Origin of the sequence: Trichocoleus sp. FACHB-591, assembly GCF_014695845.1 — a bacterium.
Lineage (GTDB): Bacteria > Cyanobacteriota > Cyanobacteriia > FACHB-46 > FACHB-46 > Trichocoleus.
The window spans coordinates 93,285-109,924 of sequence record NZ_JACJPA010000032.1 but is presented as its reverse complement, the minus strand read 5'-3'; the positions used below and the strand labels follow the sequence as shown (position 1 = coordinate 109,924).

At 48.6% G+C, this 16,640-nt stretch carries 17 protein-coding genes; 3 read left to right on the top strand and 14 right to left on the bottom strand.

Annotation, left to right across the window (positions count from 1 at the left end; translation table 11 throughout):
- Positions 1–10: 10 nt before the first annotated feature.
- The 8 genes from H6F90_RS05685 to H6F90_RS05650 form a co-directional block, all read right to left on the bottom strand.
- Entirely contained in the window at positions 11–283 is a 273-nt protein-coding gene (locus H6F90_RS05685) for a hypothetical protein (RefSeq protein ID WP_190550979.1), read from the bottom strand.
- A gap of 161 nt (positions 284–444) precedes the next feature.
- On the bottom strand, positions 445–894 hold the full coding sequence (locus H6F90_RS05680; protein ID WP_190550977.1) for an ATP-binding protein: 450 nt from the start codon (positions 892–894) through the stop codon (positions 445–447).
- Between the two features lie 386 nt (positions 895–1,280).
- Complete coding sequence (locus tag H6F90_RS05675; RefSeq protein WP_190550976.1) at positions 1,281–2,537, bottom strand: glycosyltransferase; 1,257 nt, start codon at positions 2,535–2,537, stop codon at positions 1,281–1,283.
- Positions 2,538–2,664: 127 nt separating this feature from the next.
- Positions 2,665–3,348: a PEP-CTERM sorting domain-containing protein gene (locus tag H6F90_RS05670; RefSeq protein WP_190431123.1), complete on the bottom strand. Its 684-nt coding sequence runs from the start codon at positions 3,346–3,348 to the stop codon at positions 2,665–2,667.
- A 740-nt stretch (positions 3,349–4,088) separates the two neighbouring features.
- Positions 4,089–4,826, bottom strand: coding sequence for a phycobilisome degradation protein NblB (nblB, locus tag H6F90_RS05665; protein WP_370587954.1), 738 nt, complete (start codon positions 4,824–4,826; stop codon positions 4,089–4,091).
- 13 nt (positions 4,827–4,839) lie between these two features.
- Positions 4,840–5,304, bottom strand: coding sequence for a CBS domain-containing protein (locus tag H6F90_RS05660; protein ID WP_190550974.1), 465 nt, complete (start codon positions 5,302–5,304; stop codon positions 4,840–4,842).
- 219 nt (positions 5,305–5,523) lie between these two features.
- On the bottom strand, positions 5,524–7,044 hold the full coding sequence (locus H6F90_RS31410; RefSeq protein ID WP_190550972.1) for an S-layer homology domain-containing protein: 1,521 nt from the start codon (positions 7,042–7,044) through the stop codon (positions 5,524–5,526).
- 66 nt (positions 7,045–7,110) lie between these two features.
- A complete protein-coding gene (locus tag H6F90_RS05650; protein ID WP_190550970.1) occupies positions 7,111–8,631 on the bottom strand; it encodes a hypothetical protein in 1,521 nt (506 codons plus the stop codon).
- A gap of 198 nt (positions 8,632–8,829) precedes the next feature.
- Between H6F90_RS05650 and H6F90_RS05645 the strand changes: the two genes are divergently transcribed.
- Complete coding sequence (locus tag H6F90_RS05645) at positions 8,830–8,991, top strand: hypothetical protein (protein WP_190550968.1); 162 nt, start codon at positions 8,830–8,832, stop codon at positions 8,989–8,991.
- Between the two features lie 308 nt (positions 8,992–9,299).
- On the opposite strand, the gene bioF is transcribed toward H6F90_RS05645, so the two are convergent.
- From bioF to H6F90_RS05625, 4 genes are all read right to left on the bottom strand, one after another.
- Positions 9,300–10,487, bottom strand: a complete 1,188-nt coding sequence (bioF, locus tag H6F90_RS05640; RefSeq protein ID WP_190550966.1) for an 8-amino-7-oxononanoate synthase — start codon at positions 10,485–10,487, stop codon at positions 9,300–9,302.
- 22 nt (positions 10,488–10,509) lie between these two features.
- Entirely contained in the window at positions 10,510–10,959 is a 450-nt protein-coding gene (locus H6F90_RS05635; protein ID WP_190550964.1) for a hypothetical protein, read from the bottom strand.
- Between the two features lie 126 nt (positions 10,960–11,085).
- Positions 11,086–11,454, bottom strand: a complete 369-nt coding sequence (locus tag H6F90_RS05630; RefSeq protein WP_190550962.1) for a DUF1823 family protein — start codon at positions 11,452–11,454, stop codon at positions 11,086–11,088.
- Between the two features lie 250 nt (positions 11,455–11,704).
- A complete protein-coding gene (locus tag H6F90_RS05625; protein ID WP_190431115.1) occupies positions 11,705–12,193 on the bottom strand; it encodes an orange carotenoid protein N-terminal domain-containing protein in 489 nt (162 codons plus the stop codon).
- Positions 12,194–12,426: 233 nt separating this feature from the next.
- Between H6F90_RS05625 and H6F90_RS05620 the strand changes: the two genes are divergently transcribed.
- Complete coding sequence (locus tag H6F90_RS05620) at positions 12,427–12,711, top strand: acylphosphatase (protein WP_190550960.1); 285 nt, start codon at positions 12,427–12,429, stop codon at positions 12,709–12,711.
- A 12-nt stretch (positions 12,712–12,723) separates the two neighbouring features.
- Here the strand turns inward: H6F90_RS05620 and ggt are convergent, their stop codons facing one another.
- Positions 12,724–14,274, bottom strand: coding sequence for a gamma-glutamyltransferase (gene ggt / locus H6F90_RS05615; protein WP_190550958.1), 1,551 nt, complete (start codon positions 14,272–14,274; stop codon positions 12,724–12,726).
- A 3-nt stretch (positions 14,275–14,277) separates the two neighbouring features.
- Positions 14,278–15,519, bottom strand: a complete 1,242-nt coding sequence (locus H6F90_RS05610; protein WP_190550956.1) for a TetR family transcriptional regulator — start codon at positions 15,517–15,519, stop codon at positions 14,278–14,280.
- Between the two features lie 196 nt (positions 15,520–15,715).
- Between H6F90_RS05610 and H6F90_RS05605 the strand changes: the two genes are divergently transcribed.
- Positions 15,716–16,570 carry a fatty acid desaturase gene (locus H6F90_RS05605; protein WP_190550954.1) on the top strand — a complete coding sequence of 285 codons (855 nt, stop codon included), beginning with the start codon at positions 15,716–15,718 and terminating at the stop codon, positions 16,568–16,570.
- Positions 16,571–16,640: the final 70 nt, after the last annotated feature.

Below are 16,640 nucleotides of genomic sequence, written 5' to 3'. Positions count from 1 at the left end.
CGAGAATGTTTTAACTCTGATCAGCTTCCGCGTCCTGACTGGGATCAAGCTTTCGCTCTGGCAACGTCAATTGAATTGCACTTGATCCCCGTGATTGAGTTTCCACAATGGCTGTAGTCGCTACCGAAGTCGTGCCTTTCACGATCGCTCCAGAGCTAGAAAACGCTTCGCCGACTGGTTGGTAAATCAGGGTCAAGAGGCAGGAGCAACCAGCCAACAAGAATAAATCGAGATTTTTTGAGCGAGATAACCAGTTGTGCGATCGCTTCACAGTTTTAACCATATTGTTCAACGAGAATCCTGACACCAGTGACTGAGTTTTAGGAGCACGAGTGCCTGATCACTCAAAAATAGTAGCCTACATTACTGAAGATGCTGCTTGAGTGAGTGGCATCTCACCTAGAATGCCCCAAATGAGGACATTGGATATAAAAGCCAAAATTATTAGCGAACCAGAGGCAACTTGAAACGATTGCTCACCTCTTTGCACAGTCTTAACTCAGTCCCAGAGGCGTTCCATTGCACTCGGTCAAACACTTGGTAAAGAATGTACAGACCCCGACCGCATTCTTTCTCGTTGTGAGGTAGGTGTTCTGAACAACTAGAGCTACAAGAGGTAGGAGGCGCGAACCCTGAGCCCTGATCTGAAATCACCCACCAGTACTGGTTTTCCACTACAGAGAAGCGAACTAGAACTGTCTTGCTAGGGTCTAGTTTGTTCCCATGCTTCGCCGCGTTCACTAGTGCTTCTTGTAGCCCTAGCCTAAGCTCTGCTTGCCACTGAGCTGGAACCTCTGCAAGCAGTAAATCTAGAACTGGATAGAGATAAAGGGTAGAAGCAAAGCTAACTGTGCCCCAATTGCGCCCTACAGGCCGAAGTGAAACCGAAATCACTTAAAAAACCCCGTAGTTTTCAGGTGGATAAACAAACATTGGTTTGTTAAGCAATCACCCTGAGAATAACCTAGTAACCTTCTTTCACTCAAGCCTGAGTTGGTTAGTGTCATGCCTTTAAACACTAGAAGGAAGTCGCCAGCCTAACACTACGGTAATTACTGAAACTTATTACAGAAGTTACTCACTAGATCAAGACTGGAACAAGTTGACTTTCTATAGCTCAATCTACGTTGCATGAAGGACAACGCTTCTCAGGCTTTTTAAGTTTTTAGAATTATTAATCTACTATTACCATTGTACCGAAACCTCACTCAAAAATATAGTCAGGAGCCTAATTTGAGCTCGTGCCAGTTCATTCGGGAGAGGCATCGCGAGCTGCAAGTCTAGGTTTGCGGTAGTTGTAAGGACTGTAATGATTGAGACAGGATGCGGCGAAATTGGGCAAACTCAAAATTCTCAATGGTTTTTTGACGAAGAATTTCTGGCTGACCCAGCAAAGAATTAGGGTGAGTTCCCTGGAGGATCTGTGTGAGATTTTCCCCGATCGCCTCTACATCATTGGGATCAACCAAGCAGCCTATTTCCCCATTGAGGAGGGGATCAACGGCTCCGTCTTGGTTTCCGGCCAGAACTGGTTTGCCGCAAGCTAAAGCCTCTAAGTAAACAATGCCAAACCCTTCTCCACGGCTTGGTAAGGCAAACACATCACAAAGATTGTAGTGATCGCAAAGTTCTGACTCGGGCACAAATCCGGTTAGGGTGACACAATCTTGAAGATTGAGCTGGTGCACCAATGCTTCTATGTAAGGCACATTGTTCCCCTTACCAGCTAGCACGTAGTGGGCATTGGGGATGTGATGCCGAATTTCTACCAATGCTTGAATAATTTGGTTGTACCCCTTGTAGCCAGTATTTTGATCAAGGCGAGAGACAGTCAAAATCACGGGTTGATCAGGAGTTAAACCGTAACGCTCTAGTAAATAGTTTGGTTTAGGCGCAATTTTAAAGCGGCTAGCATCAAAGGCGTTGGGCAACACAGTTACATGATCTGACGGCAGAGACTGTTCGCGTAACAAGCGATCGCGCGTGTAGTGGCTGACTGCCATCACTTGGTCAGCTCGCTGGAGCACAGCCTTGAGCGCTGCGTTCTCAACATTCCAAGCTTCCAAGCCATGTAAAACCACGCCGTACGGTACCCCCGTCAGACGCTTAAACCAATCAAAGACCACGCTGTAAAAATCTAAGTGGGTTGTCAAAATCAGGGTCGGGCGTTGCCAAAGCCCTAAGCCAACCATTTTGGCTGCTGCTAGGCTCGCCATCCCATACCGTCGCCATAGATTGCGATCGCCATGAGATTGCCCAAAGTAGTGAAACCGAGTCTGAGGCAAAAACTCCAAGTCTTGAAGGTTAACTTTGTCAGAGCGGTCATATTTTAGAAACACATCATATTCAGCTTCTGGATATAACTCCTGCAACGCCCGAAGTAGCACTGCAGAGTAAACTTGAATGCCACCCATGTAGCCAAAAATGTTGGGAAAGAGCAAATAGAAGTGAGGCTGCTTCACAGTGTCGTCCAAGGTCGCATGATTCAACTTACGGCGTAACCCATGTAGATCCCTGAAGTTTGGGTTAACAATCATGGTTGGTAATTGCTAAGTCCTGGCTACTAATTGCGATTGCAGCGATTTTTATGTAAACCATAGTAAAAAAAGGTGAACAGTTTTTCTAGCTGCTCACCTTTTTCTCAGGTTGTTAATTGCGGCTTATTTACGCTTTCTCAGCTGCACCTGCTTTGCGACGACGACCCATGAAACCAAGCGCACCAACTCCTAGCAATGCACCAATTGTGCCTGGTTCAGGTACAGATTCCGCAGTCACGATAAAGTCGTTATAATCTCTGTCCCCTTTCCAGGAATCATTTACAGCAATCAAGGTAGTTCCTGGTGCAGCAGTGATGGTTTTCTTGGTTCGTTGACTCAAGTCGGAGCCATTACCCTTGAAGTTTGTGTAGTAATCAAAGGTTTCACTACCGCTGACAAAATTGAAGGAGGTTTCAGCAGAATCTGTATAGACAGTTTTGGCTCCCTTGGCAGTCAAGCCGAGGAAGTAGCTGACACCTTTAGCGAATGTAAAGGTAGTTTGGCAAGGCTGTACGGATAAAGGACAGGTTCCTTTCGCATCGTTCTTGTTGCTGCTACCTGGGTCTTTGGCCTGAAGCTCTGTGAATAAGGTTGTCACGAACTTTTTGCTGGAGTCATAGACATTGAAATCAGATTGATATGCACCATGAGATGCAAAGAAGTCAAACTGAACATTAGTCGTGTTGGCAAAGGAGAAACTCCCGTCTGTATTAGAGGTAGCACCCGCGAAGCTAAAAGCTTGTGCAGGAGCAGAAACACTCATTAGGGTAGAAATAGCAGCTACAGCTACTAAAGATTTGCAAGGATTCATGTTGTGTCTCCGTAAGTAATGCGTGACGTAGGCGAAAGCCTTTCTAAGGTGGTACTAATTACCTTTGAAATTTTTGAGCTCCCAGCTGAAACAAGCTGGAGTCCTGAAGTCAGACTGATAAGGACCACACGATACGTGCATCGGATGGGGCGGTAGATGCTAAGGGCCGAACGGCCTAGAGCCTGGCTTGAGAACTGAGTCGGAAGACTGGATGTAGGAATTCATCCTTTTCCAGCCAGGTTACTGTAGCGATCGCGTAATTCAGACCAGGAACTACACTAAGTTTCAACAGTTTTAGCGACTAGAAGCTAAGTGTTAAAACGACTACCTACCTGAATGAAACTGTCTTTTGCTTGACCCTGCCGTAACTACTCTATACACGGCTAGTGGGAAGTACCATCGTGGCAGGGCAATCTTCACTCATTCTTTAAGTTAGAGGGTACTCAGCTGTAGAGAATTTAATGAGTACCTTCATGATTGGGTTAATTCCAATCAATTTAAGCTCGAACTATTGTGGTGATAACACGCAGGCAAGAAGCATGTTTTTTGACAAAATAAAACCCGCCCTATGACTAGGGTGGGCTTAGCTTAATGCCATATTTCTAAAATTTAGTCTGGGCTCAGCGATGGGTAATTCGCCTTGCCCAATATTATGGACTTAGCTGGACGACAAATTGTTCCTACTAACTGAACTTTAAGGAAAACCCATGTCCGCTTCGCAGTCGCTTGATACAGTTTCTTTAGACAGATTGCAAGGTTTCTTGGGCTTCCTGAGCTACTTGCGGCACTTGGTCTTGAGCTAACGTTGTCAACGCTGACTGCGCTTCGGCTCCACCGAGTCGTCCTAAAGCTTGCACCAACCGATGGCGGACTTGCCAGTCAGGATGAGAGGCGTAAGACACCAACAAAGGAATAGCACGGCGATCGCCTAATTCCCCGAGCGAACCGATCGCGGCCATTTCAACCAATTCATTCTCAGAAGTCAGGGCCGTTTCTAACAACTCAAAACCACGGGGATCACCGAGTTCTCCCAAGGCCGCAATGATACTGAACTGCACCAACCACTCTGGGGTTTGTTGATAAAGTTGCTGTAGATCTTCCAGTGCATCCTGTAGTTTCAAGGCTCCCAAGGAATCAGCAGCGGCAGCTTGCACGTCAGGCTCTGGGTCATTGTGTAAGCGATCGCGCAAAATCGTTGCGGTTTGAGCTAGATCGTGATGGCCCAGGGAGGAAAGCTGGCTGACCGCCGCGTAGCGAACTCTAGCACTACTATCTGCTACTGCGGTTTGAATCAGTTCAAAGGCAGTAGCAGGCTCCAGCTGGCGGAGTTGATTCACCCCTCGCAGGCGATCGCCAAAGTCTTCTGAGTGCAGTAAAGCTTGCACAGATTCGGGCGTAATACTCATATTGATTAATCTCGCTTTTGGTATGGAAATGGCGATCGCGGCATTAGGTGCCTGATCTATCAATGTTTTCAAGCAATTGGTTTTGTTAATCTTGGTGGGCAGCCATCGCTCGGACAATGTCACCCCGCGTTAAAATCCCAATGACCTGACCTGTGGCATCTAAAACAGGCAGGCGATGAATACTACGCTCGTGCATTAAACGAGCGGCCTCTTGCAGTGGTTGATCGGGATTTGTCGTCACCGGGTCGCGACTCATCACTTCCCCCACAGTTTGACCCAGGGCTTTATGTAAGTCCCGCTCGTAACGGGATGGATTTTCTAAATAGATCACACTATCTAAAATCATGATGTAGGCAGGGGGGGTGGCTCCAGTTTCCTGCCACATCAAATCTGTTTCGGAAACAACACCGATTAATTTGTCGGACTGATCAACGACTGGTAGGCCACTGATTCGTCGCTCTGCCAAAATCTGAACCACTTCCTGAAGCGGGGTTTCAGGCTTAACGGTGATGGGATTGCGGCTCATGACTTCCGCAACAGTTTTGGGCATAGCAAATGCCTCTCCTAATAGGGCTCTGGCCTCATTCTAGGCAATTCTGGGGATCAACCGAAGGAGTTTTAAGGAGATTTATTTTCCTGAGATTTATAGAAGGTGCTATAGCTGTCCTAAATAATTATCCGGTTGAGGTTTGTGAGAGGCGTGCCCTCAGGGGGTGCGGCTCTCACAAACCCTTCAGGATTGCTTAGGCTTAAAACAATGAGCCATCCTTTAAGGACCAGCTGGGCGAGGCGACGCAGTCACCCCTGACGGACTTTGCAATAACTCCAGCGCCGACAACCCTTCTCCCTGAGAGCCAAAGTACCAAAGGGTAGCAGCGGCTTCTGCCCGCGTCACTGATTTTTTGGGTTGAAAGAGCGTGGTGTATCCCAAAGCTCGACGAATATTGGCCAAATCCCCATTTTGAAAATCAGCCAAGACCGCTCGCAGCGCTTTCGGATCAATTTTCCCAGCATCTTGAAAGCCCCAAGTTTCTTTCACTGCATCCAAAGAAGCAGCGGGCAGAGCTTGGCGGGTATCGAGCGGCAACTTCCACAACAACATGACTTCGCGCGTCAATGGAGCATCGGGCCGAAAGTTGACCACAGTCGCCTCACCGGACAAGGGACTCGGAATAATACCTGCTTCAGCTAGCCCTTGAATCACTTCAAAATCTGGGTTAGTTTTCGGCACATCTTGAAATACAGGCTTGGTACCACTAGAACCCAAACGAACTTGTTGCCCAGAGCGATCGCTATAAATGCGGTTGTTGGCTGTAACTAGCCAGCGGGCATACTCACGGCGAGTAATGATTTTGTTTGGCTCAAACAGGGTTGAGCGATTGGCAGCAGCGCTTTTGGTGTCGCTAGAGCGGAGGGGTAAAACTCCTAACTGTGCCAGATCTTTGAGGTAAGACCGCAGTTCTTTTGGGGCTTTATCGAGGTCGGTGAACCCTTGAGGATTCGCCGTAACAGGTGTGGATGTGGCTGGGCTGGTTGTACCTGATGCGGTGGCTCCCTCTAAAACGGGACCGACAAACTCCGAATCACCGGGTTGGGGAGCCTCAGAATTGGGGTTAACCGCTTGAGACGAAACACTGCCACTTTCGTAGGCGTAATCAATTGTGAATACAGTGCTGGTGGATGAACTACTAGGGATGGGGGTTGAGCTAGGGGCAGGGCTAGCAGTATCAGGACTAGCAGTATCAGGGCGATCGCTGGGAGTAGGCAAGGCAAAAGTTGCCGTAGCTCCAATCGCCACTGTGATTTGTAAGTCATTCCGCCGTGCCACCAAGGTAGCAGGCAAATCTTGAGTCGCCTGACTTACCAATTGCCAACCATTGGTTTGCAACTGCTGTAAATAAAAGCTTTGTACAAAGTTACTCGGATCACCGCTGGTCCATTGGGCTTGACCAGTCGTCTTCTCCGTTGGGTTAGCGGTGGCATTCGTTGCAGCACCTGTCGGGGTAGGACTGACAGGAGTCGGACTAGCGACTGGAACAATGTCCTGTAATTGCGACTCTGGATAAATCGGGATTTCCGCCGGAAAGTCAGCGGGTCGGCTGGCATTCGTTGCAGTTTGCCCATCACCCCCTGGTTGCCCCACATTGCCAGTACTCTCTCGCAACTTAGAATCAGCCGCTAGAGAGTCCTTGAAAACATTACCTGTGGAGCTGTTGGCACAAGCCGTTAAGACAACGAGCAGCGAGGCAGCCAAGCCAGCCCGTACAGTGGGGCGTCGATTGGGTAGCACAGCAAACTAAACAGTGAACATCAATCCTACGCTAGCGCAGATTGGTCCCAACCAGAAATTGGTCCGTTAATCTAGATTGACGTACTTATCTAGATCCTGAATCTGCGGGTCTGGAAACTGCTGCAAGACTCGCCACAAGACAGTATAGGTGCCATCGGAGTGACGAATCACTGGCCGAAACGCTAGAAGGTGGTCACTACTAGGGGTTTCTAGTAATAGATCTAGGTAGCGGCGATCGCGACGAGACACAGGTTCTCTACTCATCACAATCTCTGGCATCTGGAATTGCAGCGATCGCATTAAATAAGTTTGGTTCAAGCTAATGGGGGCTTGGCTCATTAATAGCTGATTCAGCGCTAGGTTATTGACTTTTCCACTCAAGAAGCGGCGGCGATCGGTTTGAATCGCGTCGAGTTGATTGGGTGGCACATAAGTGAGAAAAAATTGCCGCAGATCAGGAGCCAACTCCACTTGCTGAGTCGGGAGTGTAGGTTGCAAAGCCTCTATCGGCACATCTCCCATCGGAGCCAAAAAACCGTAATTTAAGCCCGACTGCACGAGTTGAAAGCGCCCATTCTCAATCTCCAGCAGAAATCGAGGGGTAAATTTTGCCTCAGACTGCACCAAAGGGACAAATGGAAAGCGCTCAGCGACCGTGGGTTCTAAGCGATTTTGTAAAGCACTGGGTTGGGGGCGGTAAGCCTCAGACAATAGGACACGAGCAATACCAGTGTTGGGCTGCTCTAGAAACTTGGCATAAAGCTGACGTTCTTTGGGATAAAGCCCGTAGGCGTATTGATCTAGTGCTTCTACTTGCCGAGTGGGAGCGGAAAAGCTGGCTGCATTGGGGAAAGCGCTTTGGGTACGAGTCAACAGTTGCTTGATCGATTGCAGAACCGGAGCGACTTCTGGAGGCGGGGCGATCGCGGGTGAGATGGGTGGCACATAATCCGCGATCGCTGTTTTCGTAGCTTGACCAATTACAAGTGGCTTCTCAGTCGGCAAAGTGGGAGCGGTGCCATAGCGGTAGGTGGCTGGTTTACCTAAGTTAGGGCTTTGAGTGGGGGTGCCTGGGAGCGAGAGAGGTTGTTGTTCGCCTACGACTCGCAGTGGCTTCACTTCCGCGATCGAAGCCAACATAAACAGGCGGCGATCGAGTAAATCACCTAGGGACGCTAATTTTTGAGTTGATTGGTATAGATTGCAGTAAACGGTACCCTGCGACTGACTAAGGCCAGAGCCAACCGTGAACGGTTCTTCTGTATTGCCAACTCGGATTCTGGTAGGCGCACAGAGTAAGTTAGGCAGGGGATACTGGCTCTTAAGAAACCGGTCTACAGCCGCAGTCTGTAAAGTTAGTTGCCCTCGTGCCGCCCGCACTTGATTCGGATCAGGCTCGGCCACCGCCCGTTCTATGCGATTGACTAACAAAATTTGGGCTTGCAGCAGTTGCTGCGCTTGGGGCCAGAACCCTTGGGCTCGAATCACCTCAGTTGGCACAGCATCAGTTTCTGCGGCAACCGCTGGGGGCTGCATTAGCAAGCTCAGCACTGAAGACCCCAACAGCAATACGGAAAGACAGCGCATGGCAACTAACCCGGATATCTAGACGAGGACAGATCCTTTCTGAGTTCAGGGTGCCCGATTTAGTAAAAAAACTTAAACCTCAGTTGGCGATCGCGCTACAAAATCTCTCTCTAGACAGAAATTAACGCTGCCCCAACAAATTAAGGTAGCTCAACCACAAGCAATTATTATCAGATAGTTCAGCAGTTAGTCAGTTGGATGCGACTTTACGGCCAATTGGTAGGAGGACAAGCGATCGCTCAATCTTTGCAGCGCAATCCTTGCGGCCCAGTCCTTGCAGCCCCAGCCTTAGACTTTAGGGTGCGATTTTTTGACGCTCCAACCGACCACTGTCAGGCCAGCAGTCTTGGCCCTGGCTAAAGCTTCCTGGGAAGTTTCCCCTTCCAAAAGCTCACATTCAATAAAGTCGGGAGCCTCGAAAAACTGGTAGCCCAAGGGCAAGTGTGGCGGCAGATGAGAACAAGTGAAAATTATTTTTTGATTCATAAATAATCATAAGTTTTTGGAGATAGAGGTTCTAGATTAAAAATTCTGTCAGGTTAAAAAAACCGCCAAAGCGCTTATCTTTATGCACACTTTCAAGAAAACAGCAATACCTACCGAGAGATGTCTTAGCTCCAACATACCTTTCAGTGACTTTGAGACTTTGGTTTATGGATTCAGGCGACTCAGGTAGTAACCTGGCTTAAAGCAGCAGCCAATTGTTGCAAGTGCGCTGAAGTGTGAGTAGCCATCACCGTAATCCGAACTCGGCTAGTCGGCACCGTGGGGGGTCGAATTGCCGAGGCAAAAATTCCAGCTTGTTTGAGTTTTTGCCCTATCTGGAGCACCGTTGCCGCATCTGGCACTTGAAAGCAAAGAATCGGTGACGCAGAGGGTAGGGGCTTTAGCTCAAAAGCAATCGGAGCATCGCTCCAACTTTCCGCAATTAATTGTTGGAGATGAGCTACATTCTGCCAAAGTTGAGCCCGTCGCTGCGGTTCTTGCTGCACGATCGCGATCGCGGCTAAGGCTGCGGCAGTATCCGCCGGAGAAAGACCTGTGGTGTAAATCCAAGTGGGGGCGCGGTTGCGTAAGAAATCAATCAGAGTAGCAGAGCCAGCCACATAACCGCCTAAACTACCGAGCGCTTTGCTCAGAGTGCCAATTTGAATTAAGGGGTGCCCAGTACAACCGAAATGCTCAACGCAACCTGCTCCCGTCGCTCCCATTACCCCTGTGGCATGGGCTTCATCCAACAGCAGCATCGCCTCAAAATCCTTGGCGATCGCGATCAACTCTGGTAGGGGGCAGAGATCACCGTCCATACTAAAAACACTATCGGTCAGAATCAAGCAGCGACGGTAGCGATCGCGCTGTTGCGTTAGCTTGGTGCTTAAGTCAGCCACATCACAGTGGGTATAGTCCATTACTTTAGCTCCGCTGAGAATGGCTCCATTCTTCAAGCTGGAGTGGTTGTACTGATCCGACAAGATCAAATCGCGCTTACCGACCAAAGCCGCGATCGCGCCCAGATTAGCCAAATACCCAGAGCTAAACACCAACGCATCTTCGGTTTGCTTCAGAGCGGCGATCGCTAGTTCCAACTGCCGATGGAGTTCTCGATGCCCCGTAATCAGCCGTGACCCCGTACTCCCCGTACCAAACTCTTGGGTGGCCGCGATCGCCGCTTGAATTAGGCGATCGTCACTGGTTAGCCCCAAGTAATCGTTGCTCGCAAAGTTGAGCACTTCTCGCCCTGCTAAGCGCACCACAGGCCCAGCTTGGCTTTCAATTGTTTGCACCGAACGATACCAATCTGCTCGGTGAATGGTTTCTAGAGATTGTTCCAACCAGGCATAGGGATTCGTAGCCATCCTCAAGTACGGCTCCTAAAAATTAGCGCCGCCAAACTTCCATTCCATTGCGAACATCGCGATCGCCTAACCAAGCGCTAGGGTCGCCTTGGACATAAACACCATTTGTCTTAGAAAACACAACTCGCAACGTACCTGTACGACCAACATTCAGATAACCCGCCGACCAAACATCGTACTTAGTAATACCAGTCAGGACAACTCGATAGCTACCAGGAGCCAGATTCAACACCTGCCGACGATTATAAAGTTTGGGACGGTAGACTTCTTCGCCATTGATCCACACACTCCCCCAATCCTTGCCTAATGCATCAAACTCCACCAGAACAGGCGGCTGCACCTGCTGCGGCTGAACAATGATGATATTGCCGCCATGAGGATAGCCAGGATAGCCCCAAGGGTATTGATTCACCGGGACAGAAATATGAACTTGGCCAGATAGCACCAAAGACGAGAGTAGTGCAGGAAACATAGACCTTGCCCCATATGAGGGAAAACCTGAATCCCCTCGGTATCTATAGAGACAAGTCTAATGCCTACAATTGTTCCGCCAAGTACTTGTTTTGCCAAGGAATTATCCTGCCAAGCACTTGTTCCACTAATTACTGGCACTACGTAAATAACTAAGTAACCAATTCGCCATTGTAGCTCGGCGCGTCAGTCGAGGCACCAGTTCACCTACCTTGTAGCCAGTAAACCCCAACTGCTCCTTCAGCAACTGCTTATTTTCTGCTGGAATCGATCGCGTCAGCTTCACCGTTGCGGGGCGACTCTCAATAAAATCTGGAGGTTCAGGATACGCCTCTCGCCAATCTGGAGCCACATCCGTCGCATCCCAGCGCCCATTCACATCATCATAGCGATATCCCAAACAATGCCAAACCAAACCATTGGCGATCGCATCATCAATTTTGTCGTTAAGGATATCCCAGACAGTATCAGGATTGAGAGGAGGTAGATCAGACATAAACGAACCACAGAATTCGCAAAAACTTTTAGCCTGATCTAAAAAACTACCTCAATTTCACCCCAAAAACTCTCTTCTCTCGTCTATCAGTGCCTAACAGATACACTTAAAACTTGTCTGGAGGGGGTCTGGGGGACGCAGCCGTCCCTCAGCGGGGGTTTGGGGGCAGGTGCCCCCAAGCTCTTTTCTTATACAGATAGGTCAAACAACCACAAAAATCTTTTACAGACGGTTTAGTTCACCCAACACCTTAGGTGAAAACAGCGCCTTCTTTGGGCTCAGGACCAATGCAGGAAACCACATTCCGCATAAACGTAATTTGGTCATTAAACTCTAGCCCCTTAATCGCATTAAAGAACTCTTGAGCATCACCAGACATTTGATAGTCAGAAGGCACATTAACGATCTGACCGTTCTCCATGCCTTGAGCTAACAGATACCAGAAAGCCAATCTGTTGCTGGAGTTGAAGTCTCCATAAGAAGTACCAAACTCCGAGGGTTGGCCAGCTACGACATCCCGTTGAGCTTGAAGCTGTTGATCTTGAGGCAGTTGTTGAATGCGATCGACAACCCCTTGAGCGATCGCGAAACCGGAGGTGTCAGGACCACCTTTGGGCGTAAGAGAACCCTTCAGTTCCTCATAAATAAACCACAAAAAAGCAAGTTGAGTATCTGCATCAAAGGATTGGAAACTTTGAATCGCTTGCTTTTGGTTATTGGCAATGTCAGTGTATGTCATAGGAGCTTGAAATTAACAACCCCTGAAATTTAACAAGCGGTACAGTGGGCTTAACCCTGCTCAAGACATAAGCTTCTAATTAAAATAATCACCTTTAACCCGACTATGGACAGAGGTTAGTTTCTGGCAGCGCCATAAATGGAGAACAACATCCATAAGACTAATAGTCAAGCTCAAGCCTCGATTGTGAGCGCTGAGTTCCGCATTATGAGTTCGCATTAGAGGGTAGCTAAATGGCAAATGTTAACCACCCAAGAGCGCATGTTTGGATTTCTGGGCGAGTCCAAGGTGTCGGTTATCGCATGTCAACTTGCCAGGCCGCAGAAACCCTAGGAGTCAATGGTTGGGTCAAGAACTTACCCGATGGACGAGTAGAAGCAGTATTTGAAGGTCCACCAGAATTGCTGGAAGAGATGATTCGGTGGTGTCACAAAGGGCCACAGATGGCGATCGTCCAAGAAGTCAAAGTGGAGTACGAAGAACCAGAAGAAATTCAAGGATTTCATACGAGTCGCTGAACGAGCCCAAAATTAGCAGCTCATTACAACACCACTACGACGGCGATCGCCCGCACCCGTAATGGTTCCGTCTGCATCTCGTATCACAGTATGCACGCCACCAAAAAACATATTTTCCTGCTGCCACAACACCCACTCATCGTCCGGTGGGAGATGCAGTTTGCTCAGCTCAGCCTCACTAAATCCTGGTTCAACATTAAATACAGAGTTTTCCCAATGAATTCGTGGACTCTCCACTGCGGCTGCCACAGGCATTTGGAAATCTAAAATATTAGAAATTACTTGTAGAATTGCGGTTCTAATTCGATTGGAACCTCCAGAACCTAAAACAATCTCTGGCTGCTGATCTTTCAGCACAATCGTAGGAGCCATCATAGATGCAATGCGTGTATTCTCCTGCCATTGATGAAAGCCATTTGGGTTCAGATCTTCTTCGCCCAACATGTTATTCATCATGATGCCAGTGCCAGGAACTATGTAACCGCAACCTTCGCCATTAGAAGTAGTTACACTCGCAGCATTGCCTTCATCATCAATCACGCTCAGATGCGTTGTACTGCCCCATTTATTCACGGCATTCGATAACTGCGCCTGATACACTTCCACTTGAGCACCGTCTAGAAATGCTTGGGAATCCTGTTGAAAAAGCTGATGCGATTGCTCTCGACGCGCTGCATTCGTCAATCGCATCGTTGTAGCCAAAAGATCTAAATGTTGAGCACTGCCAAACTCAAAAGCTGTCAAATCGATCGCAGACAAAAGCTCCAAAGCAAAAGCAATTAAAGTGCCGCCAGAGCTAGGAGTAGGGTTGGTCAGTAGAATATTATCGCGATAATTAATCGTTAAAGGCCGACGTTCAATCACCTGATACTGCTGTAAATCTTCCAGGGTTAAATAACCACCAAAGTTTTCACAGTCTTGAGCAATTTGATGGGCAATATCACCTTGATAAAATCCCTTCGGTCCAGTTTTAGCTAAATAAGTTAATGTCTCCGCCAAGTCTGGCATCACCAAATCACTTCCAAGTGCGACCAAAGGACCGTCAGGAGCAAAAATTTGGCGTGATTCTGCCGTAGCGGTCAGAATTGGGCTGAGAATTTGAAAACAAAAATACTGGAAATCAGAAATTTCTACACCGTTTTTGGCATAGTGAATTGCAGGTTCTGCGATCGCCTGAAACGGCAACCTACCTAACCTTTGGTGCACGTGAAAAATGCCAGCCACATTTCCTGGTACTCCCATCGATCCCAAGCCAATGTGAAATTCTTGAATCGCCCCACCAAAGTTGACATCAACCGGGTAAAAATCCAGAGCAGATTGGGTCTTTTTCGAGCCAGGCGTTTGAGTAAAAAAATCAAATAAAATATCTTCTTGCTGAGACGTATGCGCTAAAAGAAACCCTCCTCCTGCTGGAGAAGTCAGCGTCGGCTCCACGACAAAAGCCGCCATTACCGCTGCGATCGCCGCATCAAAGGCATTACCCCCTAAGCGCAACATTTCCAGCCCTGCTTCGGCTGTTTTCGCATGTCCCGCAGCAATCACACCGTGAGTTGAATTTGGCATAATCTATGTTTTCTGATCGAGGCGAATCGCTTGTTCTAGAGCCGCTTTAGTTTTGGCTCGCTGCACGTAGGCTTGCAATTGAGTGATATCCCAACCAATTAGCATACTTAGGTCTTCTAAACTCAGCCCGCGCATCAGCATTTCCACACACCAAGTTGGTTGAGCTTGCTCAATCCGGGGTGGGTGCCCTTCCGGGGTCAACAAATTCTCTATCATCTGCTGCCATTGCGATCGCACTTCCACCTCTGAAATCGGTTCGCCCGTAGCCGAAAGAAACAAAGCAGACTGGGCATCTTTACGACTTTTGAGCCAGTGAGTCAGGGGATTGCGAGTATAGGAGCCATAGCGTTGCCCCAGAATCCACTGGTTGACTGGTACTTGTCTCACCCCATTGCGAAGCACTTGCAACCAATGTTGCTGAGTGGCACTAAACTGCTGCGATCGCTGCAAAGCACTTATTTCAGACACACTCAAACCCGCTGCAAACAGCACGTAGGCGATCGCATATTCTTGCAACCCCCGTTTTTTCGCTTGTTGCAAAATAGCATGAACTAAAGGAGCGGGAAGATCAGCTATAGATTCCGAGCCCAAAGGAGCGATCGCCTCCCAAGGATAAGCCGTCATTGCTTCTAGCTGCGCCTCTGACTGAAACACAGCTCCATGCAAAAACAGCTCCACCAAATTATCTAAAAAGTCATCTCGGCTTTCCCAGAGTTCGTGAAACTCACTCGTGAACTCGATCACGGCATACCCCAACAACATGCCGTTTAGTAAACTAGCCAACTTTTCTGCCGGAAGGAGAGTTCGCAAATGTCCCTGATGAATTACTGTGGCTAAATACTCGGCAACATAACGATTCGCCTCTGTGATGCCTTGCCCCAGAGCTTGGCGATTCTCGGCAGGATACTGACCCGCTTCCCCAACCACAGAGCGAACAAAGTCTGGCACACGCTCCAGCGCCTGAAGACAAGCGTTAGCATAGTCTTTAAGGGTTTGAGCAATATTGCTAGTTTGGTTGGCTTGCTGGATTAGAGACTCGCCGAGCTGAGTAAACATCCCAGAGTCCTCCAGCACCGCCAGCAGCAGGCCATGCTTGTTACCAAAATGCCGAAATAGCGTGACTTCATTGACCTCTGCTAGTTCAGCGATTTGTCTTGTTGTGGTTTCGGTGACCCCCTGAGCCGTAAACAGCTCAATGGCCGCGTTAATGAGGCGCTGTCGCGTCAGACTTCGTTGAGCAGACATAGATAAAATGCAAGTACCACTTGCAATTGCTGGATGGGATTGCTAAGCTATGTAAGTATGGCTTGCATCCTCCTACTGTAGCGGTCTTTTTTGACTTCGATCAAAACCAAGGCACAACCAGTGAACAGCGAGGGCGAGTTCACCAGTCCTGAAACTCCCCAGCACTGGTTAAGTACGGCATTCAAATAGGAAATTTATGACCTCTAATTCCATTGCGCCTGCTGCTACAGGTAGGCCATCCCTGTCGCTGAGTTGGTCTAATGTGCTCTTTTTCGGGAGCTTTCACGCCATCGCTTTGCTCGCACCTTGGTTTTTTTCGTGGTCGGCTCTAGGCGTTACCCTGTTCCTCCATTGGCTGTTTGGCAGCATTGGCATCTGCTTGGGCTATCACCGACTCGTCAGCCACCGAAGTTTTCAAGTACCCAAATGGTTGGAGTACATCATCATTACCATCGGAGCCTTAGCGCTACAGGGCGGGCCAATTTTTTGGATTGGAGGTCATCGCCAACACCACGCTTTTGCTGAGGATGTAGACAAAGATCCTTATTCCTCCAAGCGCGGTTTTTGGTGGAGCCACATGCTCTGGGTTTTGTACCCGCGTGACGAATTCTTTAATCCCGAGAAGTACTACAGATACGCTCCCGATCTGGCTCGCGATGCTTACTATCGCTTCCTCGATCGCTATCACGTGTTTCTGCAAATCCCGATGGGTCTAGGGCTATACGCGATCGGCGGTTGGTCGTTTGTGGTCTGGGGTTTGTTTTTACGCGCAGTGCTGTTGTGGCATAGCACCTGGTTTATCAACTCCATCACTCATTTGCGCGGCTATCGTACTTATGAAGTGGAAGATAACTCCCGTAATCTTTGGTGGGCAGCTCTGATCACTTACGGCGAAGGCTGGCACAACAATCACCACGCTCAACCGAATGTGGCACCCGCAGGCCGCCATTGGTGGGAAATTGATGTCACCTGGTGGGCAATTAAAGCGCTCAAAGTAGTCGGTTTAGCGAAGAAAGTGGTGATGCCACCTACAGCAAAAACAGCCAATTAGTTAATACTTACTCGCTTCATCAACAGGTATTAACTTACCTGTAAACCTCAAGCCTTTAGATCGCAGTTCA